The organism is Streptomyces sp. NPDC111507, assembly GCF_055638955.1.
In genome coordinates, this window is the sequence record NZ_JBVKBU010000003.1 from 76,001 (window position 1) to 98,314 (window position 22,314).

Sequence of the window (22,314 nt, forward strand, 5' to 3'; positions counted from 1 at the left end):
CGAAAGGGCGGTCCATGCACGCGTCTCTTGTCGTATCCGGCCTGAACAAGGTCTACGAGGGTTCCGGCCGCCGGGTGGAGGCGGTACGGGACCTCACCTTCACCGTCGAGGCGGGCGAACTCGTCTGTCTGGTCGGCCCGTCGGGATGCGGCAAGACCACGCTCCTGAAGTGCGTGGGCGGGCTGCTGACGCCGACGGCGGGCGAGGTACGGCTGAACGACCGCCCGGTGAGCGGTCCGCCGCCGGGGATGGCGTTCGTGTTCCAGGAGTACGGACGCAGCCTGTTCCCCTGGATGCGGGTCCGGGAGAACGTCGAACTGCCCCTGAAACAGAAGCCGTTGAGCAAGGCGCGGCGCCGGGAGCTGGTCACGGACGCGTTGGAGTCGGTCGGGCTCACGGATGCCGCCGGGGCCTACCCGTGGCAGCTGTCCGGCGGGATGCAGCAGCGCGTCGCGATCGCCCGCGCGCTCGCCTACGAGCCCGACGTCCTGCTGATGGACGAGCCGTTCGCGGCGGTCGACGCGCAGACCCGGGCCGATCTGGAGGACCTGGTGCGGGGTCTGTGGCGGGAACGCGGCATCACGATCCTCTTCGTCACGCACGACATCGACGAGGCCGTCTACCTCGGCGAGCGGGTTCTGATCCTCTCCGCCTCACCCACCGTCGTACAGGAGCAACTGAAGGTCGATCTCCCCGACGAGCGGGACCAGTTGCACACCCGGGTCGCCCCGCGCTTCGCCGAACTGCGGACCCATGTGTACGAGCAGATCCAGGCGGCGAAGCGCGGGGCGGCCTTCGGTCTCACGACAGATACGCCTCCACCTCGCTGAACTGGGCCGCGGGCCAGCCGGTGTTGGCGGTGACATCGAGCCGGAGATAGCGCAGGTTCGTGCCGCTGGGCAGGGTGACCGTCACCGTGTTCCCGGTGGCCGGGTCGAAGCGGTAGTCCTTGGAGGCGACGACCGTCGAGTACGCCGAGCCATCCGTGCTGCCCAGAACCGACAGGGTCTGCGTGCGCGCCTGCCAGACCGCGGCGGGCGGCAGCTTCAGCACGAGGCGGCGGGCGGGCTGATTCGAGCCGAGGTCCACCGTCCAGGCCTGCGGGAAGGCGTTGTTGGTGGACTCCCAGTAGCTGTTCGCGTCGCCGTCGACCGCCTTGCCGGGGGTGTAGACGTCCTGCGACCCGGTGGCGGTGGCCGGGCGGCCCTTGGCGAGGTTGCGGGCCGGGTCGGGGTCCGGGTTCCCGGCGCCGGGCTGGGGCCAGGTGGAGCAGTCCGCCCAGGTGGTGTCCCAGCCGGAGTTGCCGGCGCCGTTGGTGAGCGTGAAGGCGCCGGAACCGTTCGGGTAGGGGCAGTTGTAGATGCCCGCCGCGCCGACCCCCGTGGCCTGCACATTGCTGAACCTGGCCGCGCCCTGCGACTCGGCCTGGACGACGACCGTGCCGGTGTTCCTGACCGTCGCACCGTCCACCGTGATGTTCTTGGTCGCGTAGCCGTGGCCGCCGCCCGACACGAACTCGAAGGCGCTGTAGGGACTGTCGGTGATCGTCGTACCGGTGATGTTGACGGTCGCCTCGATGGCGCTGTCGTAGGAGTCGACGCGCAGCGCGCCCATCGGGTGGTTCCAGTTGGGGTTCATCGCGCCCGCGCGCACGAGGGTGTTTCCGGAGACCGTGATCGTGCCCGCGAGCGGGGAGAAGGGGTCGAGGAACTTCTGGTTGGAGATCGCGATGCCGCTGCCGAGGGCGTTGGTGTCGGCGACCAGGTTGTTCGTCACCGCGAGGTCGGTGCCGCCGTAGATCGCGATGCCGTTGGCGAGGTTCGGCTGTGAGATGGTGTTGTTCTCGAAGCTGCTGTTGGTGTCGGGCGAGTACAGCGACCACATCGCGAGGGCGTCGTCACCGTTGTTGCGCAGGAAGTTGCCCCGCACCCGGACCCCGCGCGCGTTGCCGTTCAGGTTGAGGCCGTCGGCGGTGGTGTCGAGGATGCGGTTGTTCTCGACGACGAGGTTGTCGTTGTTGCCGGTCAGCCAGAGGCCGACCTTGAGGTGCTGGAGCCACATTCCGGAGACGCTGGAGTTCGGGCCCAGTGAGCCGTTGACGAAGTTGTCCGGGTTGGAATCGACTCGCTCGGTGACCTCACCGATGACGGCGAAGTCCTTGAGGTGGACGCCTCCGGACGAGCCGGTCTGGTCGATGAAGCGCGAGGTGTGGACGACGGAGTACCAGCTGCCGGCGCCCTGGAGGGTGACGTTCTGGATGCCGTTCAGCGAGGAGGTGACGCGGTAGTCGCCCGGCGGGATCCACACCACTCCCCCTTGCGCGGCCGAGATCGCGTCCCGGAACGCCTGGGTCGAGTCGCCCTGGCCGCTGGGGTCCGCGCCCTTGTCGGTGACGGACACCGATCCGGCGGGGCGCGTCGCGGCGGCGGCCACCTGTTCGAAGTCGGCCACGTCCACGGTGACCTGGGTGGACGTCGCCTGGAAGGCCACCTTGTCGCCCGGCTGCACGTTCTGCCCGAGCAGCAGGCGGGCGTTGTCGAAGAAGTGGTGGGTCTTCGCGCCCGCGATCCAACTCGTGTCGACGTAGGAGTACTTGGAGGTGACGGCGAGTGTCCTGGCGAGCTTCTGGCCGTTGACGTAGACGTCGAGGGTGCCGGACTGTCCGTCGGGAACGTTGTAGGACACGTTCACCGCGTTGGCCGCGCGCGGCACGGTGAACTCGACACGCTGGCCCGCGGTGAGCCGTACCGCCTGCCGTCCGGACGCCTCCGAGGCGAGGGTGCCCTGGGTGTAGTCGGGCCCGATCTTCGCGCCGGTGCTCGTGGCGGACTCCGCCTCGACCGAGGTGAAGGGCAGGTCGGCACCGACGGCCGCGTGTGCGGCGGGTGCGGTCATCACCAGCATGCCGGCCGCCAGGGCGACGGTGGTGGCGGTGACGGTGGCGAGCATTGGCATGTGCCTGACAGATCTGAAGCTGTTGTGCATGTGCTGATCCCTTCGTGGTGGGGGTGCGGGGATAGCGGTATGCGGTCGGCGCTGTCGACGCGGTCTCAGCCGCGCAGCCAGACCGCCGTGTCCTTCGGCAGTCGCCCCTGTGGGTCCAGGGGACCGCTGCCGAGCAGGAGTCGGGAGTGGGCGGGGAGGCCGGCGGGGGCGTCGGCGAGGTTCACGACGCACAGCAGCCGCCCCTCCTGCCCGGTCCGGGCGAAGGCGAGTACGCCTTCGGGCGTGGGCAGCCAGGTGAGCGGGCCGTCGCCGAACTCCGGCCTGATCGTCAGGGCCGCGCGGTAGAGGGAGAGCATCGAGCCGGGATCGGCGGCCTGGAGGTCGGCGGCGTACGCGGACCAGCCGCTCGGCTGGGGCAGCCAGGGCTCGCCGCCGAAGCCCGCGTGCGGCGCGTCGGCCGTCCACGGGAGCGGGACCCGGCAGCCGTCCCGGCCCGGGTCGGTGCCGCCGGAGCGGAAGTGCATCGGGTCCTGGACGCGGTCGCCGGGTATGTCGGCCTCGGGCAGGCCCAGCTCCTCGCCCTGGTAGAGGTAGACGGCGCCGGGCAGGGCGAGGGAGAGCAGGGCCCCGGCGCGGGCCCGGCGGGTGCCGAGAGCGAGGTCGGTCGGGGTGCCGAAGGCCTTCGTGGCGAAGTCGAAGCCGGTGTCGGCGCGGCCGTAGCGGGTGACCGTGCGGGTCACGTCGTGGTTGCACAGTACCCAGGTGGCGGGCGCGCCGACCGGGGCGTGTTCGGCGAGGGTCTCGTCGATGGACGTCCGCAGGCGTCCTGCGTCCCAGGGGCAGGTCAGGAAGGAGAAGTTGAAGGCGGTGTGCAGCTCGTCGGGGCGCAGATAGCGGGCGAAGCGCTCGGTGTCGGGGAGCCAGACCTCGCCGACGAAGATGCCGTCGTGGGCGTCGGCGACGGAGCGCCAGGAGCGGTAGATGTCGTGGAGCTCGTCGCGGTCGACGTACGGATGCGGGTCGCGGCCCTCGACGAAGTCGGGGAGGTCCGGGTCCTTGGCGAGCAGGGCGGCCGAGTCGATGCGGACGCCCGCCACGCCGCGCTCGAACCAGAACCGCAGGATCTCCTCGTGTTCCTGGCGGACGGCGGGGTGCGCCCAGTTGAGGTCGGGCTGCTCGGGGGTGAACAGGTGGAGATACCAGGTGCCGTCGGGCAGCCGGGTCCAGACGGGCTCGGCGGAGCCTGCGAACTGGGACGGCCAGTCGTTGGGCGGGAGTTCACCGTGTTCGCCGCGTCCGGGACGGAAGTGGAAGAGCTCGCGTTCGGGCCCTCCGGCCAAGGCGGCCCGGAACCAGGGGTGTTGGTCGGAGACGTGGTTGGGCACGATGTCGACGAGGGTGCGGATGCCCAGTTCCTTCGCCTCGGCGATGAGTTTCTCCGCCTCGGCGAGCGTCCCGAAGGCCGGGTCGATGACCCGGTAGTCGGCGACGTCGTAGCCGCCGTCCTTCATCGGGGACAGGTACCAGGGGTTGACCCACAGGGCGTCCACGCCGAGTTCGGCGAGATACGGGAGTTTGGCGCGGACGCCCGCGAGGTCGCCGGTGCCGTCGCCGTCGCCGTCCGCGAAGCTGCGGACGTACACCTGGTAGATGACGGCGGAGCGCCACCAGTTCTGGGCATGGGTGGGCTGTCCCACGGTGCCTGCCTTTCTGTTGCGGGGGCGGTGTCAGCCCTTCGTGCTGCCCGCGCTGATCCCGGCGATGATGTGCCGCTGGAACACCAGGAACATCAGGACCATGGGGATACTGGCGATCACCATCGCGGCGATGAGCACGGTCAGCTGGATGTTCTGCGACAGCTGGACGAGGGCCACGCTGATCGGCTGCTTGTCGGTGTCGGAGAAGACCATCAGCGGCCAGAGGAAGTCCTGCCAGACGGCGACCAGGGCGAAGATCGACACGACGCCCAGGACGGGGCGGGACATGGGCAGCACGATGGACCAGAGGGTGCGCAACCGTCCGGCACCGTCGATCTCGGCGGCCTCCAGGACATCGCGCGGGATCTGGTCGAAGAAGCGCTTGAGGAGATAGAGGTTGAAGGCGTTGGCCACGGCGGGCAGCCAGATGCCGAGCGGGTCGTTGAGAAGGCTGGTGTGGATCAGCGGGAGGTCGGCGACGGTCAGGTACTTCGGCACGACCAGCGCCTGCGCCGGGACCATCAGGGTGGCGAGGATGCCGCCGAGAATCACCTTGCCGAACGCCGGCTTCAGCTTGGAGAGGGCGTACGCGGCCGCCGTGCAGAAGACGAGCTGGAGCAGCCAGGCGCCGGCGGCCTGCACCACCGTGTTCCACAGGTGGGTGGGCAGGTCCATCAGGTCCCAGGCGTCGGTGTAGCCGCTGAGGTGCCATGCCTTGGGCACGAGGGTCGGCGGGGTCCGCGTCACTTCGTCCGGGGACTTCATCGCGCCGGTCACCATCCAGTAGACCGGGAAGAGGAAGGCGAGCGCGAAGAGCAGGACGACGGCCGTGAAGACGGTCCAGTAGAGGGCCTTGCCGCGGGGGCGGGCGAGGGTGAGCGGGGAGACCAGGGTGCGGGTGCCGCTGCTCATGAGTACTCCTCCCCCGACGAGCGGGTCAGCCGCAGATAGACCGCGGAGAACAGGCCGAGCAGCACGAGGAGCATGACGCTCAGCGCGCACGCGCCGCCGAAGTCGTTGTAGAGGAACGCGTACTTGTAGATGAGGTAGAGGACGGTGACCGTGGCGTTCTCGGGGCCGCCGCCGGTGATGACGAAGGGCTCGGTGAAGACCTGCATCGTGGCGATGATCTGAAGCAGCATCAGCATGAGGACGATGAACCGGGTCTGCGGGATCGTCACGTGCCGGATGCGCTGGAGGATGTTCGCGCCGTCCAGTTCCGCCGCCTCGTACAGCTCCCCCGGGATGCCCTGGAGCGCGGCCAGGTAGATCAGGACCGTGCCGCCCATGTTGGCCCAGGTCGCCACGATGACCAGGGAGACGAGCGCGGTGTCGGCGCCGTTGGACCAGTTCGAGGTGGGCAGGTGCAGAAAGCGCAGCGCCTCGTTGGCGAGGCCCGCTCCGGGATCGTAGAACCACTTCCACAGCAGGGCGCTGACCACCGGCGGGATCATCACCGGCAGGTACACCACGACCCTGAAGAACGCCTTCGCGTGCCGGAGTTCGTTGAGGACCAGGGCCATCACGAACGGGACGGCGAAGCCGATGAGCAGGGCGAGGAGCGTGAAGGTGAACGTGTTGCGCCAGGCCGCGGTGAACTCCGGGTCGTGGAAGACACGGGTGAAGTTGGCGGTGCCGACCCACTGGGGCGATGAGCCCGGCGTGTACTTCTGGAAGGCGATCACGACCGCGCGGATCGCGGGGTACCAGGAGAACAGCGCGAAGCAGAGCAGGCCGCCGACGAGGAAGGCGTACGCGCGGGACTGGTCGGCCAGGCGCCGGCGCCACGGGCCCCCCGCCCGGCGCCCGGCCGACCGCGGTACCTCCGGCGCGCCGACGGCGGCCGGAGGGGGCACCACGGGCTTCGATGCGGTCTTCATACGCCTGGTCAGCCCCGGGCCAGGATGGAGTCGATCTTCCCGGAGGCGTCCTTCAGGAGCTGGTCGATGTTCGCGTCCTTCTTGGTGAGGACCGCGGAGACGGCTCCGTCGAGAACCGAGTAGATCTGCTGGGCCTGCGGCGGCTCGATCTTCATCTGCAGGCTCTGGTTGCCGTCCAGGAAGGCCTGGTAGTTCTCCACGGGCACATTGGCGTTGGCCTTCTTGACCTGCTGGTCCTTCGCGTCGGCGGCGCCGGTGAAGAGCCGGGGCTCGGGGAGGCCGACGGGGGCGTCGTTCTGCTTGGCGCGGGCGTAGTCGCCGAGGAAGCCCTTTCCGGGGGTGAGGAACATGTGGTCGAGCCACTTCAGGCCGGCCTTGATCTGCTCGGGGCTGTCCTTCTTGTTGAACATGTAGCCGTCGCCGCCGATGAGCGTGCCCTTGCCGCCGGGCATGGGCGCGAGGGCGAGGTCGTCGTAGCTGCCGCCCTTCTCCTTGACGAGGATCGGGATGTTGTCGGGCGCGGAGAGGTACATGCCGAGCTTGCCGGAGCCCATCAGCTGCTGGACGTCGTTGATGACGAGGAGCTGCTTGCTGCCCATGGAGTTGTCGCTCCAGCGCATGTCGTGCAGGTTCTGCAGGACGGCCTTGCCCTCCGGGGTGTCGACGCTGGCCTTCTTACCGTCCGGCGTGACGACGTCGCCGCCCTGCGAGTACATCTCGGCGGTGAAGTGCCAGCCGCCCTGGTTCTGGGCGCTGTAGTCGGCGTAGCCGACGGTGCCGCCGCCGAGCGCGGCTACCTTCTTGGCGTCCGCGCGCACTTCTTCCCAGGTCGCCGGGGGCTTGTCGGGGTCGAGACCGGCCTTCTGGAAGAGCTTGCGGTTGTAGATGAGCCCCATCGAGTAGCCGGTGCGCGGCACTCCGTAGATCTTGCCGTCGACGGTGTAGATGTCGCGCAGTTGCTGCTGGATGGTGCCGTAGCTCTTGAGGTCCTTGACGTACGACGTGATGTCGGCGGCCTGGTTGACGTCGACGACGTGCCTGGAATCGGTGAAGTACGTGTAGAAGACGTCCTCCATCTGGCCGCCGGCGAGCTTGGCGTCGAACGTCTTGGGGTCCTGGCAGGGGAACGCGTCGTGCGCGACGACGTCGATGTCCGGGTTCTGCTTCTCGAACGCCTTGATGTCGGCCTCGAAGAACGAGCGGTCGACCTTGGCGCTCTTCGGAGGCATGCAGTTGACCGTGATGCGGGTCTTGCCACCCGCGGAGCCGTCGTCGCTGCCACCGCAGGCGGTGGCGGTGAGCGCGAGGGCGGACGCCGTGAGCACGACGAAGGTACGGCGGAACCCGGTGCTTCTCATCGGTGGACCCCTTTGGGCAGGAGCGAGGAAGGCCCACGGGGGCGCACCACCTTGAGCTGGCGCACCGCCGTGTGCTGGCGCCGCACACTCAAGCACCGCCGACAAGGGTCCGCAAGATGTCGCGCAGAATCTGGAATTATTTGACAGTGGAGTGGATCTCAGGGGCGGGGTGCTTGCGCGGTGGACCCCCGGACCACCAACTCCGGTTCGAACAAGAGCTCTTCGGCGGTGACGCTGCTCCCGCCGATCTGGGCGTTGAGCAGCTCAACAGCCGCCCGGCCCATCGACTCGATGGGCTGGCGGACGGTGGTCAGGGGCGGCTCGGTGCAGTTCATCAGCGCGGAGTCGTCGTAGCCGACGACGGACACCTGTGCGGGCACGCCGAGTCCCTTGCGACGGGCGGCGCGTACGACACCGAGGGCGAGCGGGTCGCTGGCGCAGATGAAACCGGTGACCCCGCGGTCGATGAGCCGGGCGGCCGCCGCGTGGCCGCCCTCGATCGAGAACATGGCCCGCGCGATGTGCGCGTCGGGCAGCTCGGGGGCGAGTGCGCGGGCCGCCGCCAGCTTCCGCGCCGAGGGCATGTGGTCGGCGGGCCCGAGCACCAGACCGATACGCTCGTGACCGAGCGAGACGAGGTGGCGCCAGGCCTGCTCGACCGCCACGGCGTCGTCGCAGGAGACGCCCGGGAAGCCGAGGTGCTCGATGGCCGCGTTGACCAGCACCACCGGGATGTTGCGGTCCGCGAGCTGCCGGTAGTGCTCGTGCGGGGCGTCGGCCTGCGCGTACAGTCCGCCCGCGAACACCACGCCGGAGACCTGCTGTTGGAGCAGCAGCTCCACATAGTCCGCCTCGGAGACACCGCCCTTGGTCTGGGTGCAGAGCACCGGCGTCAGCCCGAGCTGTGCGAGCGCCCCGCCGATCACTTCGGCGAACGCCGGGAAGATCGGGTTCTGCAGCTCGGGCAGGACGAGCCCCACGAGCCGCGCGCGTTCACCGCGCAGCTGGGTGGGCCGCTCGTAGCCGAGCACGTCCAGCGCCGAGAGCACCGCCTGCCGGGTGGAGTCGGAGACGCCGGGCTTCCCGTTGAGCACCCGGCTGACCGTGGCCTCGCTGACCCCGACCTTTTTCGCCACCTGAGCAAGTCGTCGCGTCATGAGCGCAAGAATAGCGCAAGAAATGCAAGCCGCTTGCGTAACAGTCACACGGTCCGGTGGGCCCTAATGGGCCGCCCACAGGCCACGGACATGGCCCAGGTGCCGGGTCATGACCCTCCGTACGGCCTCGGGGTCGCGGTCCACGAGGGCGTCGAGGAGTTCGAGGTGCTCCTCGGCGGAGTCCTGGAGACGGCCCGCCTCGACCAGGGCGTTGAGGCCGTACAGGCGCGAGCGCTTGCGGAGGTCGTCGACGACCTCGACCAGGTGGGCGTTGCCCGCGAGGGCGAGCAGACCGAGATGGAAGCGGATGTCCGCCTCGACGTAGGCGATGAGGTCACCGGCCGCCGCCGCGGTCACGATCTCCCGGGCGGCCGGGCGCAGCGCCTCCAGGGAGACCGCGTCCGCGGTGGTGGCCAGCTGCACGGTGGTGGGGATCTCGATCAGCGAGCGGATATGGGTGTACTCGTCGAGTTGCTTCTCGGAGACCGCGGTGACCCGGAAGCCCTTGTTGGGCACCGTGTCGACGAGGCCCTCCTTGGCGAGGTCGAGCATGGCCTCGCGCACCGGTGTGGCCGAGACGCCGAAGCGGGCGGCGAGCGTCGGCGCGGAGTACACCTCGCCCGCCCGCAGTTCCCCCGCGATCAGCGCGGCCCGCAGGGCGTCGGCGACGCGCTCGCGGTAGCTGCTCTTCTTGCCGCCGAGGACGGGCAGGGCGGCGGGAGCGGCGGAGGGTGCGCTGCTGCGCGTGGCGGGCATGGGTCGACTCCTCGTACGGCGGATGGTGCAATGTCACGTGACATCAGTATCGCTAGAGCACGAAACCCGCCGGGAAGGGGTCGGTCGGGTCCAGGAGGTACTGGGCGGTGCCGGTGATCCAGGCGCGGCCGGTGAAGCTGGGCAGCACCGCCGGGATTCCGGCGACCTCGGTCGTGCCCAGCAGTCGTCCCGTGAACTGCGTCCCGATGAAGGACTCGTTCACGAACTCCGTGTGCAGGGGGAGTTCACCGCGGGCGTGCAGTTGCGCCATGCGCGCGCTGGTGCCCGTACCGCAGGGCGAGCGGTCGAACCAGCCGGGGTGGATCGCCATGGCGTGGCGCGAGTGACGGGCGGTGGCGCCGGGCGCGTACAGGTGGACGTGGTGGCAGCCGCGGATGGACGGGTCCTCGGGGTGGACCGGCTCGTCCTCGGCGTTGACGGCCGCCATCAGCGACAGTCCGGCGGCGAGGATCTCCTCCTTTCGTGACCGGTCGAAGGGCAGGCCGAACCGCTCCAGCGGCAGGATGGCGTAGAAGTTGCCGCCGTACGCGAGGTCGTACGTCACCGTCCGGCCGTCGGGCAGGGTGGCCTTGCGGTCGAGGCCCGCCGAGAAGGACGGCACGTTCTGGAGCGTGACCGCGCGGGCGGCGCCGTCCTCGACCTCGACCTCGGCGACGACGAGGCCCGCCGGGGTGTCGAGCCGGATCGTGGTGACCGGCTCGACGACCTCGACCATGCCCGTCTCCACCAGGACGGTCGCCACGCCGATGGTGCCGTGCCCGCACATCGGGAGGTAGCCCGACACCTCGATGTAGAGGACGCCGTAGTCGCAGTCCGGGCGGGTGGGCGGCTGGAGGATGGCACCGCTCATCGCGGAGTGGCCGCGCGGCTCGTTCATCAGAAGTTGCTTGATGTCGTCGCGGTGCTCGCGGAAGTACAGCCGCCGCTCGTTCATGGTCGCGCCGGGGATGGTCCCGATGCCGCCGGTGATCACCCGGGTGGGCATGCCCTCGGTGTGCGAGTCGACGGCGTGCAGGACGAGTTTGCTGCGCATGGGATCTCCGTAACTCCCGCTGTTCGCGGTGGACTTGGCCCGGTCAAGGAGCGGAGCTCAGGCGAGACCGGCGGCGAGGGCCTTCTCGGTGGCGGCGCGGACCGTGGCCTCCTGCTCGGGCAGCAGCGGGACGCGCGGTGGACGCACCCGCCCGCCGTGCCGGCCCACGACGTCCATGGACAGCTTGATGGCCTGGACGAACTCGACCTGGGAGTCCCAGCGCAGCAGCGGGTGCAGCCGGCGGTAGAGCAGCCGTGCCGTGTCGAGGTCGCCCCCGACGGCCGCGTGGTACAGCTCGACGCTCGCGGCGGGCAGCGCGTTCGGGTAGCCGGCCACCCAGCCCTTGGCACCCGCGACGGCCAGCTCCAGCAGAACGTCGTCGGCGCCGATCAACAGGTCCAGCTCGGGCGCGAGTTCGGCGATCCGGTAGGCGCGGCGGACATCGCCGGAGAACTCCTTGACGCCGTGGATGTACCCCTCCGCGTGCAGCTTCGCGAGCAGCTCGGGCACCAGGTCGACCTTGGTGTCGATGGGGTTGTTGTACGCGACGACCGGGACGCCCGCCTCGGCGACCGCCTCGTAGTGGGCGAGGACGGAACGCTCGTCGGCGCGGTAGGCGTTCGGCGGCAGCAGCATCACGGACCGGCAGCCCGCGTCGCGGGCCTGCTCGGCCCAGCGGCGGGCCTCGGCGGAGCCGTAGGCGGCGACGCCGGGCATCACCCGGGAGCCGCCGATCGCCGACACCGCCGTCTCGACGACCTTCGCGCGCTCCTCGGGCGTGAGCACCTGGTACTCGCCGAGCGAGCCGTTCGGTACGACCCCGTCGCAGCCGTTCTCGACAAGCCAGGCGCAGTGCTGCGCGTAGCGGTCGTAGTCGACGGAGAGGTCGTCGTTCAGCGGGAGCGCGGTGGCTACGAGGACGCCGCGCCAGGGACGGTTCTCGATGGCGGTCATGAGCGGTTCCCTTTCCGTGGTGTGAGATCTGTGGTGCGAGATCTGTGGCGTGTGATCCGTGGTGCGGGATCCGTGATGCGGAATCCGTAGTGTGTGACATTTCACTGATGATCGGTAGCGGTGGGGCGAGGCGGTACGAAGGTGGTCAGTCGTCCTCGGGATCCCCGGCCCTCGCCAGCACCCCGAGCGGTACCGGGCGCGCCAACAACCGCCGCGCGGGCGTCTGTTCGCATCCGGCGAGTCCGGCGACGGCGGGCTCGCACATCCGGCCCTGGCACCAGCCCATCCCCGCGCGGGTGAGCAGCTTCACGGTCCGTACGTCGCCCGCGCCGAGTTCGTCGACGGCGTTCCTGACCGCACCGGCGGTGACCTCCTCGCAGCGGCACACGACGGTGTCGTCGGTGACCTGCTCCGTCCAGTGCGCGGGCGGCGCGTAGACGGTGTCGAGCGCGGCGAAGAACTCCCGCGCTCTCCTGCGGGACCTGGCGGCGCGCGCCCACGTGTGCGGGTCGGGCCGCGTCCCCGTCAGCCGGGCCGCGGCCGAGCGCCCCGCGATGTGCCCCTCGGCGAGCGACAGCGCCGCGCCACCGATGCCGGTGGTCTCGCCCGCGGCCCATACGCCGGGCACGTCGGTGCGCTGCTCGTCGTCCACGGCGACGTTCAGGCCGTCGATGCGGCAGCCGAGCGACTCGGCGAGGTCGAGGTGCGCCAGCATGCCGTGACCGACGGCGAGCGTGTCGCACGCGATGCGCCGTTCGGTGCCGGGCCCGACCCGTCCGTGGGTGTCGAGCGCGGCGACGGTCACGGCGTCGAGCCGCTGCTCGCCGTGTGCCGCGACGACGGTGTGCCGAGGGAGCAACTTGACGTGGTGCCACAGGAGTTGGGCGCCGTACCGCACCCCCTCGGCGACCTTCCCAGGCTGTGCGGCCAGGGCCACGGTCCGCCGCAGGAACGCCTTCGGGTCGGCGGACTCGACGAGGGCGGCGACCTCGACCCCCGCCGCGGCGAGCCCGGTCGCCACGGGCAGCAGCAGGGGCCCGGTCCCCGCCACGACCGCCCGCTGCCCGGGGACGACGAGTCCGCCCTTCAGCATGGCCTGCGCACCACCGGCGGTGACGACCCCGGGGAGGGTCCAGCCCGGGAACGGCAGCACCTTCTCGTATCCACCGGTGGCGAGGAGCACGGCGTCGGCGCGGACGGTGACGGGCTCCTCCTGGAGGGGGCCGAGCAGCGCGTGCACGACAAGTTCCACACGTTCCACGGGTTCCACGGGTTCGACGCACCACACGTGATGGTCCGCCAGATGCCTGATCGTGCCCGCCTCGACCCGCGCGGCCAGCGCGTCCCCGAGGCGCCGCCAGGTCCGCCACCGGTGGTGCAGCGCCTCCGGGCGCCGGGCCCCGAGTTCCGCCGGGGGCCGCCGGTAGAACTGGCCGCCCGCTCCGGCCGCCGAGTCGATCAGCGTGACCCGGACACCGTGCTCCGCGGCGGCCAGGGACGCGGCCAGCCCCGCCGGTCCCGCGCCGATCACCGCGAGGTGCGGTCGCTCAGTCACCATGGCCGGTCCCCTCCTGCGTACGGATCGTGTCGCCCGCTCGGACCGGCACCAGGCAGGCCCGCTGGTTGGGGCGGTCGTTGACGGTCACCAGGCAGTCGAAGCAGACTCCGATGCCGCAGAAGACGCCGCGCGGGCGGCCCGCGCCGCGGGTGGCGCGCCAGGAGGTGACGCCCGCCGCCCACAGTGCGGCGGCGACGGTCTGCCCGGGCAGGGCCGTGATCTCACGGCCGTCCAGGGTGACGGTGAACGCGGGGCCCGGCTCGGCCCCGACCAGCTCCAGAGGATTCACCCGGCCTCCTTCGGGAAGCGGTCGGGCCGGAACGGCGCAAGGTCCAGGTCGGGCGTCCCGCCCGCGACGGCCTGCGCGATCAGCCGCCCGGTGCCGGTGGCGAGGCCGATTCCCGCGCCCTCGTGCCCGCAGGCGTGGAAGAGCCCCGGCACCCGTGGATCAGGGCCGATCGCGGGCAGGTGGTCGGGCATGTACGGCCGGAAACCCAGGTACGTCCGCAGGGCCCGTACGTCGGCGAGGAACGGGAACAGCCTCGTCGCCCCGGCCGCCAGCGCCCGTACGGCCGGCAGCGAGAACGACCGGTCGAAGCCGACCCGTTCACGACTCGCGCCGATCAGGACCGGCCCCGCCGCCGTGCCCTCCACGACGGGTGAGGTCCCCAGCGCGGCCGAGTCGCTGGCCACGTCGGCGACGTAGTCCGCGGCGTACACCTTGTGCCGCACCCGGCGCGGCAGTGGTTCGGTCACCAGCACGAAGCCGCGTCGGGGCAGGACGGGCAGGAAGACGCCCGCGAGCGCGGCCACTTCGGCGCCCCAGGTGCCGGCCGCGTTGACGACCACCGGGGTGTGGAGGTCACCACGGTCGGTCCGCACGCCGCGTACCGCTCCGTCCGCCGTGCGCAGCACCTCGGTCACGGTCCGCCCCGTCAGCAGCCGCGCCCCCGAGGCCCGCACGAGGTGCGCCGCGGCGAGTGCCGGCATCACCTGGGTGTCCTGCGGATAGTGCACGGCGCCCGCGAGGCCGGGTGCCAAGCAGGGTTCCAGGGTGCCGAGTTGGTCGGCGGCCACCGGAACCGCCTCGATCCCGGCGGCTCGTTGTCCCGCCGCGAAGGTCTCCAGCGCGGTGAGCCCCTCGGGTGTGGCGGCCACGACGACGCCCCCTTTGGCCTCGTACTCGAAGGCCTCGCCCAGCTCCTCCGCGAGGTCGGCCCACAGACGCCCCGACAGCAGGGCGAGGTCGAGTTCGGGCCCGGGTTCCTTGTCGGAGACGAGCAGATTGCCCTCACCCGCGCCGGTGGTCCCGCCGGCCACCGGGCCGCGGTCCACCAGAACGACGTCGAGGCCCGCCCGGGCCGTGTACAGCGCGCAGGCCGCGCCGACCATTCCGGCTCCGACGATCACGACATCACAGGTCAGCCGCTCGCTCACACCAGTACTATGTCACATGCTTCTCACGCCAGGAAGGACACCGGCCGACGACCCGGTCCGCCCGGGTGAACCGGATCGCTGCTTCCAGCTCGGCCTGGCTGCCCCGCTCGGCCGACGAAGTCGAGGCATGGACACGGGAGTTCGCCGGGCGGTCGGCCCGCAGCCCATCCTGCTCCCGTTCACACCCGGCTCCCGGACGCCGTGTCGGCGGACAGCCGCTGGGCCGCGTAGATCGGGAGCACGGAGAGCAGCACGAGCACCGCCGCCACGACGTTCACGACCGGTGCCTGCTGGGGCCGCGTCATGTTGTTGAAGATCCAGATCGGCAGGGTCTCGATGCCGGGCCCGGCCGTGAACGTCGTCACCACGATCTCGTCGAAGGAGAGCGCGAAGGCGAGCAGTCCGCCCGCCAGCAGGGCCGAGCGCACCAGCGGGAAGGTGACGTCGAGGAAGGCCCGGAAGGTGTCCGCGCCCAGATCCATCGCCGCTTCCTCGTACGAGCCCGAGGTACGCCGAAGCCTCGCGACGACGTTGTTGAAGACGACCACGATGCAGAAGGTGGCGTGACCGACGATCACGGTGAACAGGCCGAGACCGACGCCGAGCGGCTCAAGTACCGTACTGAACGCCGAGTTGAGCGCGATGCCCGTGACGATGCCGGGCAGCGCGATCGGCAGGACGACCACGAACGAGATGGCGTCGCGGCCGAAGAACCGGTGCCGGGCCACGGCGAAGGCGATCAGCGTGCCCAGCACCAGGGCGATGGCCGTGGCGCCGAGGCCCGCCTTCACCGAGACCCAGAGCGCCGAGCGGGCACCCTCGTTCTCCCAGGCGACCGACCACCAGCGGAAGGTGAGTGCGGACGGCGGCCAGCTCGCGCTGCGGTCCGGGTTGAAGGAGTTGACCAGGACCAGCGCGAGCGGGACGTAGATGAACGCGAAGCCGACCCCGGCGGCGACGCGGAGCGCGATGCGCGCGGAACGGGAGAGTTGCACGGCGGGCTCCTCAGAGACTGCTCAAGGCGCCCGTTCGGCGCATCGCGAGCAGATAGAGCACGATGACGACGACGGGGACCGTGCCGAGCGCGGCGGCCATGGGCAGGTTCAGTTCGATGTTGGAGTAGACGAGGTTGCCGATCAGCTGGGTCTTGCCGCCGACGATCTGCACGGTGATGTAGTCCCCGAGGCTGAGCGAGAAGGTGAAGACCGAGCCGGCCGCCACGGACGGCAGCACCATCGGGACCACTACCGAGCGGAAGGTGCGTCCGGCGCGGGCGCCCAGGTCCGCCGAGGCGTCGAGCAAGTTGGCGGGCAGCTGCTCCAGTGCCGTGTGGATCGGCAGGATCATGTACGGCAGCCACAGGTAGGTCAGCGCGATGATCGCCGCGAACAGTCCGAACCCGGGTCCGCCGAGCCCGAAGGGCTTCAACATCCAGTCGGCGAAACCTCCCTGGGAGAGGATCAGCCGCCAGGCGTACACCTTGACGAGGTAACTCGCCCACAGCGGCGTGAGAATGGCGACCACGAGCAACGGCCGCCACCTGGGCCTCGCGATGCGGGCGGTGTAGAAGGCGACCGGGAAGGCGATCACCACGGACAGCGCGGTGACGGCGAGCGCCACACCGATGCTGCGCAGGATCACCTGCCGGAAGACAGGCGTCATGAACAGGGCGTGGAAGTTGTCGGTCGACCAGATCTTCACGACCTCGGAGGTGAAGGAGTTGGTCGTCCAGAACGCCGAGACGAACAGCACGGCCAGCGAGCCGAGGTAGAGCACGGCCAGCCACAGCAGCGGTGCGGTGAGCAGCAGGGACAGCCTGAGCCGCGGCCGGCGGTGCAGGGTCCCGGCGAGCCGCCGGACGGGGGACCGTCCGGCGGCCTGCGCGGTGGAGGTCATCGGTTGTCTCTCAGCCCTTGATCTCGGTCCAGGCCTGGACCCACTTCGCGTACGGCACGCACTTCACGTCGGTGCGGCCGTCCAGGCACTGTTCGATGGGCGTGTTCCAGAAGGCGATGTTCTTCCAGTAGCCCTCGTCGGCCGCGTGGAAGGTGTCGCAGAACGACTTGTCGCTGGTCTCGGTGCACGCCTTGGAGTTGGCCGGGGCCTCACCGAAGTACTCGGCGACCTGGGCGTTCACCTTCGGCGAGATGATCCAGTCCATCCATTTGTAGGCGCAGTTGGGGTGCTTGGCCTTGGCGGAGATCATCCAGGTGTCCGACCAGCCCGTGGAGCCTTCCTTGGGCACGAAGGCCTTCACCTTGGCGCCCTCGCCCTGCGCGAGGTTGGCGATGACCTGCCAGGTGGTGCCGACCACGGAGTCACCACTCTTGAAGGCGGAGATCTCCTTGAGATAGTCGCTCCAGTACTCCCCCACGTCCACGCTCTGCTTCTTCAGCAGCGCGACGGCCGCGTCGAACTGCTTCTGGTCCAGCGCGTAGGGGTCCTTGATCTTCAACTCCGGCTTGGCCGCCTTCAGATACAGCGCCGCGTCGGCGATGTAGATCGGCGAGTCGTACGCCGTCACGTGCCCCTTGTACTTCGAGGCGTCGTCGAAGACCGCGGACCAGGAGGTGGGAGCGGGTGTGACCTTCTGCGTGTTGTACATCAGCAGGTTGGCGCCGCGGCCGTGCGGGATGCCGTACATCTTGCCGTCGACGGAGTTCCAGGCCCCGTTCTTCAGGCCGCTGAAGACGTCCTTGTAGTTCGGCACGAGGGTGGTGTTGACCGGGGCCGCGTCACCGGAGGCTATGAGGCGCAGGGACGCGTCGCCGGACGCGGAGACGGCGTCGTACTGGCCGGTCTTCATCAGCTTGACCATCTCGTCGGAGCTGGCGGCGACCTTGGAGTTGACCTGACAGCCGGTCTGCTTCTCGAAGTCGCTGACCCAGTCGACCTTGGGGTCGTTGGAGCCGTCCTCGACATACCCGGCCCAGGCGACCAGGTTGACCTGGCCCTCGGTCTTGCCCAGCTTCGACTGCGCCTTGAGGTCCGGGGGGTTGAGGCCGGTGGCCGAGGAGGCACCCGAGTCGGACGACCCGCAGGCCGTTGCGGCGAGGAGCACCGCGACGGCGGCCGCGAGAGCCGCAGGGGCGCGCTGAAGCGCCCCGGAGGCGAACGAAGAACGAGGGGCTCGGAGGGTTCGGTTGAGGCGCACGACGTACTCCATACGTGATGGGGGACTGAGCGTGGGGGTCGTCAGCGGGGGGCGGGGACCTTGAAGGTGTGACGGTGGTGCCACTGGAGCCGGACCCGGGTGCCGCGATAGGCGGCGACGTCCTCGGAGGAGGTCTCCAGGTTCTGCTGGAGCGCGGTCAGCCGTCCGCCCGCGTCGAGGTCCACCAGGAAACGGGTGGCGTCGCCCAGATAGACGACCTCGACGACGGTGCCCGTGGCGGTGGAGTGCTCCGGCTCGCCGGCCTCGGCGGACTCCTTGAGGACGCGGATCTTCTCGGGCCTGATGCTGTACGTGCCCGGGGCACCCACCACCTGCTGTGCGGAGTCGCCTTCGAGCAGGTTGGAGGTGCCGACGAAGCCGGCGACGAAGGGGGTGGCGGGGCGTTCGTAGATCTCGGCCGGGGTGCCGACCTGTTCGATGCGGCCCTGGTTGAAGACGGCGATGCGGTCACTCATCGTCAGGGCCTCCTCCTGGTCGTGGGTGACGAAGACGAAGGTGATGCCGACCTCGCGCTGGATCGCCTTGAGTTCGACCTGCATCTGCTCGCGCAGCTTGAGATCGAGGGCGCCGAGCGGCTCGTCGAGCAGCAGCACCCGGGGGCGCCCGACGAGGGCGCGGGCGAGTGCGACGCGCTGACGCTGACCGCCGGAGAGCTGGGAGGGGCGGCGGGCCCCGAAGCCTTCGAGGCGTACGTCCGTGAGCGCTTCGCGGGCCTGTTGGAGCCGCTTGGCCTTGGGCACCTTGCGGACCTTGAGGCCGTACGCGACGTTCTGCTCGACGGTCATGTGCGGGAACAGCGCGTAGTCCTGGAAGACGGTGTGCACGTCCCGCTCGAAGGGGGCCAGCCCGGTGACCTCCTGGCCCGCCAGCTCGATCCGGCCCGCGGTCGGGCTCTCGAAGCCGGCGATCATCCGCAGGACGGTCGTCTTGCCCGAGCCGGACGGGCCGAGCATCGAGAAGAACTCACCGTCGGCGATGTCCAGGTCCACTCCGGCCACGGCGGTCGTCTCACCGAACGCCTTCCGCAGGCCCTGGAGCCGGATCGCTGTTGCCTCCATGGGCGGGAACCTTTCTGGTGCACTGGCGCGTTGACCGGAAAGATATGAAGTCATAGTTCAAAGCTCAATACCCCCTTAGAGTAAAGGTTGAGTCAACGCACAAGGTGGTGGCCGTGAAGCAGCACGTGAACAACAACGCCGAGGGTGCCCGCAGAGCCGTCTTCACCCCCGTGGACAACCGCGCCCGGGTGGACGCGGTCATCCGCAGGCTCAGCGACGCCATCGAGCTCGGCCTGCTCGCCGACGGGGAGCAGCTGCCCGGCGAGATGGAGCTGGCCGGTCAGCTCGGCGTGTCCACGGTCACCCTGCGCGAGGCGCTGATGGCGCTGCGCCAGCAAGGGCTGGTCATCACCCGCAGGGGGCGCGGCGGCGGCAGCTTCGTCTCCCTCCCCGAGGTCCCCGGCGAGGAGCGACTCAGGGTGCGGCTGGCCGGCTGGAGCACGGAGGAGCTGCGCGATCTGGGCGACCACTGGGCCGCCCTGTCGGGCGCGGCTGCCCAACTGGCCGCGGAGCGCACGGAGCCGGGCGACCTGCAGCAATTGCGCCGCACACTGGATGAGTTGGCGTCCGCCGGGGACGCCGCGGCGCGCAGCCGGGTCTACGGCCGGTTTCACGTCGAGCTCGCCGCGGCGGCCCAGTCCGCCCGGCTGACCCGCGAGCAGGTCGCGCTCCAGACGGAAGTGGGGGCACTGCTCTGTCTCGTGCTCGGGAACGACGCATATCGTGAAGAAGTCGCAGACCGTCACCGCTCCGTAATCTCGGCCGTGCAAGATGGAGCCCACGCATCGGCCAGAGCGCTGGCCGAGCGGTGCGTCCAGGCCTCGACGGCACGGCTCATCGCCCTCCGCCTCGCGATGCCGCGCGCCGTGTCCGGTCCCCGTCCGCTGGAGGGCGCCCATGAGCAGGAGCCCCGGTCCGGCCGGCGCCACGGCGACGCTTGACGCGACACCGGAGGCGGCCGTCGCCGCCCAGGTCCGCTCCACCCTCGAGGCCGTCTTCGAGGCGGTTGCCGATACCCGCGCCGACGCCACGGTCCGGCTCACCGGGGTCGCCGCGCAGGGCCGTCGACCCGCGACCGTCGACCTGGCCGCGCTGCGCCCGGGACTTCATCTCCGGCTCACCCGGCAGGAGTTGGTGTCGGGCGTCGGATTCGTCGCCGCGCCGGGACTGCTGAGTGACGTACCGGCGTGGCTGGAATGGTGGCAGACCGGCTCCGACGGGGACGTACGGCCGCTGCTGCTCGACCTCGACCCCGCGCACTCCGCGTACTCCGACTACACGCACTGGGACTGGTTCGCCCTCCCCCGTGACACCGGACAGCGGGCGGTCGCCGGCCCCTATGTGGACTACCTCTGCTCCGACGAGTACAGCCTGACGCTGTCCGCGCCCGTGCAGGTGGAGGGCCGGTTCGCGGGGGTCGCCGCGGCCGACGTGTATCTGCGGCACTTCGAGGCGGCGGTCGTGCCGCTGCTCCAACAGCTGCCCGGTCCCGCCCACTTGGTGAACGGACGTGGGCGGGTGGCCGCGTCCGCCGATCCCGCGCATCTGGCCGGATCGCTCACCAGGGGCCAGGACTTCGGGGCCGTACTGGCGGGGGCGCGGACCGTGCGCCGCGACGGGATGCGGCTGATCCCGTGCGACGGAGTGCCCCTCGTGCTCGTCGTACTGGGCCCCTGAGCGGGCCGCCCACACCCTGGACCGCCGAGCGGGCTCACACCACGCGCAGCTCCGCCGCGCCGTTACGTGTCCTGCGCGGTCCGGCCGTCATGTGCCGCGCCTCGCGCAGGACCAGGGTCATCCGCGTGTATCCCAAGTCCTGGAGGGCCTTGGGGGTCTCGCCGACGATCCGGCAGTCCGTGCGGCCCCAGCGGGGATCGGGGTGCACCAGCGGCCGTACAGCGCCGTCGTGCTCGACGGCGTCCGGGCCGACGGCGCGGATCCAGTGCGGCAGGCCCTGCCGGTAGGCGGCCTCCATGATCGGGTCCTGGGCGATGTCCCGGCGGATCGACTGGAGTCCGCGGTCCTGACCGTGGCGCTCCACCGCCGCGGCGAAGTGGGCCAGCATCGGCAGGCACCAGCTCGACTCGTGCTCGCCGAGGACCGTGGCCGCGTCCGGGTGAAACAGGACGAACCGGAGGAAGTTGTCACCCGGCATGGCGGTCGGATGGGGGCCCACGCCGCCGAAAAGTGTCTCGAACGCGGCGTTGGACAACACGACGTCCCAGCGGTGGTCGAAGACGACGGACGGGAACGCGACAGCCTCCAGAAGAGCGGCGTAGTCCTGGAGATACGCCTGAGCCTCGAGACTCTCGGGGACAGGTCGCGGCTGGGACCGCTGCCATCCTGCCTGGTACGCCATCGGGAGGTCACCCCTCTTGCCTCTGCGGCCTTCACGCGGCGCCCCGATCCTGCTGCCCGGAGCTCAGTCATGTCAACTATCGTGGCATTTGGCGCTTGTTGACGGCTGATTCGCGCCACAGTTGTGGCTACAGCTGGATGTGAGTTCGAGCGAACGGCTAGTCTCCCGTTGGTCCCTGACCCGTGTGAGAGAGACCCGAGAGACCCGAGCGAGACTGAGAGAGACGTAGGAGATCAGTCGGTGACGGATGGCTTCGAAGTTCCGGGCGCCACGGCGACGGTTCTGCTGCCGGCCGTCGTGGCCCGGGTCACCGCACTCGCCGACCGGCTCGATGTGCAGCACTCCGAGGTTTTCGACGTCCAGCGCCTGTCGGCCGAGTCCGGCGTGCCCCAACCCGTGGTGCGGGCCCTGCTGGGCGGTCGCCCCGCCGGGGAACCCGATCTCCAGGCCCGCTTCCTCCAGCGCCTGGACCTGTTGCGCCGCACCCGGCTCAAGCCCAATGGGCGCAAATACACCCAACAGGAGATCGCCGACGGCGCCGGAATGTCGCGTCAACAGGCGGGCGCCCTCATCAACGGCGACCGGCGCCCCACCATGGAGCACTGCGACGCCATCCAGCGCTTCTTCCGGGTGCACGCGGGGTTCCTGACGGCCGAGGACTCCGAGGCGCTCGTGGGCGCCCTCCAGCGCTCGGAGCAGGAGCTGCTCCAGCAGCTCGCCGACCGCGAGCGCGAGGCGGCCGCGGCCGCCGACGACCCGCTGGAGCGGCTGCTCCAGGACCACGGCGTCCGCGGAATCGCCTGGCGGGCCGCGCAGTTGCCCACCGACCAGCACCGCGACAAGGTCGCCGAATGGCTGGACATGCTCTTGGAGAGCGTCAAGCGGCCCGAGTCGTGATCCGGGGGAGAACTGTGGGCATCGGAAG

Annotated in this window: 21 protein-coding genes; 4 read left to right on the plus strand and 17 right to left on the minus strand. The window is 70.3% G+C overall.

Annotated features, from left to right (window positions below; translation table 11 throughout):
* Positions 1 to 14 precede the first annotated feature (14 nt).
* A complete protein-coding gene (locus ACZ7M2_RS13110) occupies positions 15 to 830 on the plus strand; it encodes an ABC transporter ATP-binding protein (RefSeq protein ID WP_471595298.1) in 816 nt (271 codons plus the stop codon).
* Here ACZ7M2_RS13110 and ACZ7M2_RS13115 read toward each other — a convergent pair.
* From ACZ7M2_RS13115 to ACZ7M2_RS13190, 16 genes are all read right to left on the minus strand, one after another.
* The gene (locus tag ACZ7M2_RS13115; RefSeq protein ID WP_471595299.1) at positions 802 to 2,955 is read right to left on the minus strand and encodes a discoidin domain-containing protein; all 2,154 of its coding nucleotides are present in this window, start codon (positions 2,953 to 2,955) and stop codon (positions 802 to 804) included. The two genes, ACZ7M2_RS13110 and ACZ7M2_RS13115, sit on opposite strands and share 29 nt — an antisense overlap.
* A 95-nt stretch (positions 2,956 to 3,050) precedes the next feature.
* Positions 3,051 to 4,643: a glycoside hydrolase family 13 protein gene (locus ACZ7M2_RS13120; RefSeq protein ID WP_471595300.1), complete on the minus strand. Its 1,593-nt coding sequence runs from the start codon at positions 4,641 to 4,643 to the stop codon at positions 3,051 to 3,053.
* A 30-nt stretch (positions 4,644 to 4,673) separates the two neighbouring features.
* Complete coding sequence (locus ACZ7M2_RS13125) at positions 4,674 to 5,555, minus strand: carbohydrate ABC transporter permease (RefSeq protein ID WP_067361564.1); 882 nt, start codon at positions 5,553 to 5,555, stop codon at positions 4,674 to 4,676.
* Positions 5,552 to 6,523 carry a carbohydrate ABC transporter permease gene (locus ACZ7M2_RS13130; RefSeq protein WP_471595301.1) on the minus strand — a complete coding sequence of 324 codons (972 nt, stop codon included), beginning with the start codon at positions 6,521 to 6,523 and terminating at the stop codon, positions 5,552 to 5,554. Before ACZ7M2_RS13130 ends, ACZ7M2_RS13125 begins: the two co-directional genes overlap by 4 nt.
* Positions 6,524 to 6,531: 8 nt before the next feature.
* Positions 6,532 to 7,881, minus strand: a complete 1,350-nt coding sequence (locus tag ACZ7M2_RS13135) for an extracellular solute-binding protein (RefSeq protein ID WP_471595302.1) — start codon at positions 7,879 to 7,881, stop codon at positions 6,532 to 6,534.
* Positions 7,882 to 8,039: 158 nt separating this feature from the next.
* Positions 8,040 to 9,038, minus strand: coding sequence for a LacI family DNA-binding transcriptional regulator (locus ACZ7M2_RS13140; protein ID WP_352047660.1), 999 nt, complete (start codon positions 9,036 to 9,038; stop codon positions 8,040 to 8,042).
* A gap of 63 nt (positions 9,039 to 9,101) precedes the next feature.
* Complete coding sequence (locus ACZ7M2_RS13145; RefSeq protein WP_471595303.1) at positions 9,102 to 9,794, minus strand: GntR family transcriptional regulator; 693 nt, start codon at positions 9,792 to 9,794, stop codon at positions 9,102 to 9,104.
* Positions 9,795 to 9,846: 52 nt separating this feature from the next.
* Entirely contained in the window at positions 9,847 to 10,848 is a 1,002-nt protein-coding gene (locus ACZ7M2_RS13150; protein ID WP_352047658.1) for a proline racemase family protein, read from the minus strand.
* A gap of 57 nt (positions 10,849 to 10,905) precedes the next feature.
* The gene (locus ACZ7M2_RS13155) at positions 10,906 to 11,802 is read right to left on the minus strand and encodes a dihydrodipicolinate synthase family protein (RefSeq protein WP_471595304.1); all 897 of its coding nucleotides are present in this window, start codon (positions 11,800 to 11,802) and stop codon (positions 10,906 to 10,908) included.
* A gap of 145 nt (positions 11,803 to 11,947) precedes the next feature.
* Positions 11,948 to 13,360, minus strand: coding sequence for an FAD-dependent oxidoreductase (locus ACZ7M2_RS13160; RefSeq protein ID WP_471595305.1), 1,413 nt, complete (start codon positions 13,358 to 13,360; stop codon positions 11,948 to 11,950).
* A complete protein-coding gene (locus tag ACZ7M2_RS13165; protein WP_060898511.1) occupies positions 13,350 to 13,649 on the minus strand; it encodes a (2Fe-2S)-binding protein in 300 nt (99 codons plus the stop codon). The genes ACZ7M2_RS13160 and ACZ7M2_RS13165 overlap by 11 nt, the downstream gene beginning before the upstream one ends.
* Positions 13,646 to 14,797, minus strand: coding sequence for an NAD(P)/FAD-dependent oxidoreductase (locus ACZ7M2_RS13170; RefSeq protein ID WP_471595306.1), 1,152 nt, complete (start codon positions 14,795 to 14,797; stop codon positions 13,646 to 13,648). Before ACZ7M2_RS13170 ends, ACZ7M2_RS13165 begins: the two co-directional genes overlap by 4 nt.
* A gap of 179 nt (positions 14,798 to 14,976) precedes the next feature.
* Positions 14,977 to 15,792: an ABC transporter permease gene (locus ACZ7M2_RS13175; RefSeq protein ID WP_471595307.1), complete on the minus strand. Its 816-nt coding sequence runs from the start codon at positions 15,790 to 15,792 to the stop codon at positions 14,977 to 14,979.
* A gap of 10 nt (positions 15,793 to 15,802) precedes the next feature.
* Positions 15,803 to 16,693, minus strand: coding sequence for an ABC transporter permease (locus ACZ7M2_RS13180; protein WP_471595308.1), 891 nt, complete (start codon positions 16,691 to 16,693; stop codon positions 15,803 to 15,805).
* A gap of 10 nt (positions 16,694 to 16,703) precedes the next feature.
* A complete protein-coding gene (locus ACZ7M2_RS13185) occupies positions 16,704 to 17,963 on the minus strand; it encodes an ABC transporter substrate-binding protein (protein ID WP_471595309.1) in 1,260 nt (419 codons plus the stop codon).
* Between the two features lie 29 nt (positions 17,964 to 17,992).
* On the minus strand, positions 17,993 to 19,030 hold the full coding sequence (locus tag ACZ7M2_RS13190) for an ABC transporter ATP-binding protein (RefSeq protein ID WP_471595310.1): 1,038 nt from the start codon (positions 19,028 to 19,030) through the stop codon (positions 17,993 to 17,995).
* 104 nt (positions 19,031 to 19,134) lie between these two features.
* On the opposite strand from ACZ7M2_RS13190, the gene ACZ7M2_RS13195 reads away from it, so the two are divergent.
* Together ACZ7M2_RS13195 and ACZ7M2_RS13200 are read left to right on the plus strand one after the other, a co-directional pair.
* Positions 19,135 to 19,971, plus strand: a complete 837-nt coding sequence (locus ACZ7M2_RS13195; RefSeq protein WP_471595311.1) for a FadR/GntR family transcriptional regulator — start codon at positions 19,135 to 19,137, stop codon at positions 19,969 to 19,971.
* Positions 19,928 to 20,707 carry a cache domain-containing protein gene (locus ACZ7M2_RS13200; RefSeq protein ID WP_471595312.1) on the plus strand — a complete coding sequence of 260 codons (780 nt, stop codon included), beginning with the start codon at positions 19,928 to 19,930 and terminating at the stop codon, positions 20,705 to 20,707. The genes ACZ7M2_RS13195 and ACZ7M2_RS13200 overlap by 44 nt, the downstream gene beginning before the upstream one ends.
* Before the next feature lie 34 nt (positions 20,708 to 20,741).
* Here ACZ7M2_RS13200 and ACZ7M2_RS13205 read toward each other — a convergent pair whose 3' ends face one another.
* On the minus strand, positions 20,742 to 21,389 hold the full coding sequence (locus tag ACZ7M2_RS13205; RefSeq protein WP_471595313.1) for an MmyB family transcriptional regulator: 648 nt from the start codon (positions 21,387 to 21,389) through the stop codon (positions 20,742 to 20,744).
* A gap of 240 nt (positions 21,390 to 21,629) precedes the next feature.
* Between ACZ7M2_RS13205 and ACZ7M2_RS13210 the strand changes: the two genes are divergently transcribed.
* Complete coding sequence (locus ACZ7M2_RS13210) at positions 21,630 to 22,286, plus strand: helix-turn-helix domain-containing protein (RefSeq protein WP_054236054.1); 657 nt, start codon at positions 21,630 to 21,632, stop codon at positions 22,284 to 22,286.
* Positions 22,287 to 22,314 lie beyond the last annotated feature (28 nt).

Bases quoted from the DNA above. Each gene is read 5' to 3' on its own strand.
- ACZ7M2_RS13190 (WP_471595310.1), bottom strand. From the start codon at position 19,030: ATGGAGGCAACAGCGATCCGGCTCCAGGGCCTGCGGAAGGCGTTCGGT.
- ACZ7M2_RS13160 (WP_471595305.1), bottom strand. From the start codon at position 13,360: ATGGTGACTGAGCGACCGCACCTCGCGGTGATCGGCGCGGGACCGGCG.
- ACZ7M2_RS13135 (WP_471595302.1), bottom strand. From the start codon at position 7,881: ATGAGAAGCACCGGGTTCCGCCGTACCTTCGTCGTGCTCACGGCGTCC.
- ACZ7M2_RS13150 (WP_352047658.1), bottom strand. From the start codon at position 10,848: ATGCGCAGCAAACTCGTCCTGCACGCCGTCGACTCGCACACCGAGGGC.
- ACZ7M2_RS13115 (WP_471595299.1), bottom strand. From the start codon at position 2,955: ATGCCAATGCTCGCCACCGTCACCGCCACCACCGTCGCCCTGGCGGCC.
- ACZ7M2_RS13140 (WP_352047660.1), bottom strand. From the start codon at position 9,038: ATGACGCGACGACTTGCTCAGGTGGCGAAAAAGGTCGGGGTCAGCGAG.
- ACZ7M2_RS13155 (WP_471595304.1), bottom strand. From the start codon at position 11,802: ATGACCGCCATCGAGAACCGTCCCTGGCGCGGCGTCCTCGTAGCCACC.
- ACZ7M2_RS13145 (WP_471595303.1), bottom strand. From the start codon at position 9,794: ATGCCCGCCACGCGCAGCAGCGCACCCTCCGCCGCTCCCGCCGCCCTG.
- ACZ7M2_RS13205 (WP_471595313.1), bottom strand. From the start codon at position 21,389: ATGGCGTACCAGGCAGGATGGCAGCGGTCCCAGCCGCGACCTGTCCCC.
- ACZ7M2_RS13130 (WP_471595301.1), bottom strand. From the start codon at position 6,523: ATGAAGACCGCATCGAAGCCCGTGGTGCCCCCTCCGGCCGCCGTCGGC.
- ACZ7M2_RS13200 (WP_471595312.1), top strand. From the start codon at position 19,928: ATGAGCAGGAGCCCCGGTCCGGCCGGCGCCACGGCGACGCTTGACGCG.
- ACZ7M2_RS13185 (WP_471595309.1), bottom strand. From the start codon at position 17,963: ATGGAGTACGTCGTGCGCCTCAACCGAACCCTCCGAGCCCCTCGTTCT.
- ACZ7M2_RS13125 (WP_067361564.1), bottom strand. From the start codon at position 5,555: ATGAGCAGCGGCACCCGCACCCTGGTCTCCCCGCTCACCCTCGCCCGC.
- ACZ7M2_RS13180 (WP_471595308.1), bottom strand. From the start codon at position 16,693: ATGACCTCCACCGCGCAGGCCGCCGGACGGTCCCCCGTCCGGCGGCTC.
- ACZ7M2_RS13110 (WP_471595298.1), top strand. From the start codon at position 15: ATGCACGCGTCTCTTGTCGTATCCGGCCTGAACAAGGTCTACGAGGGT.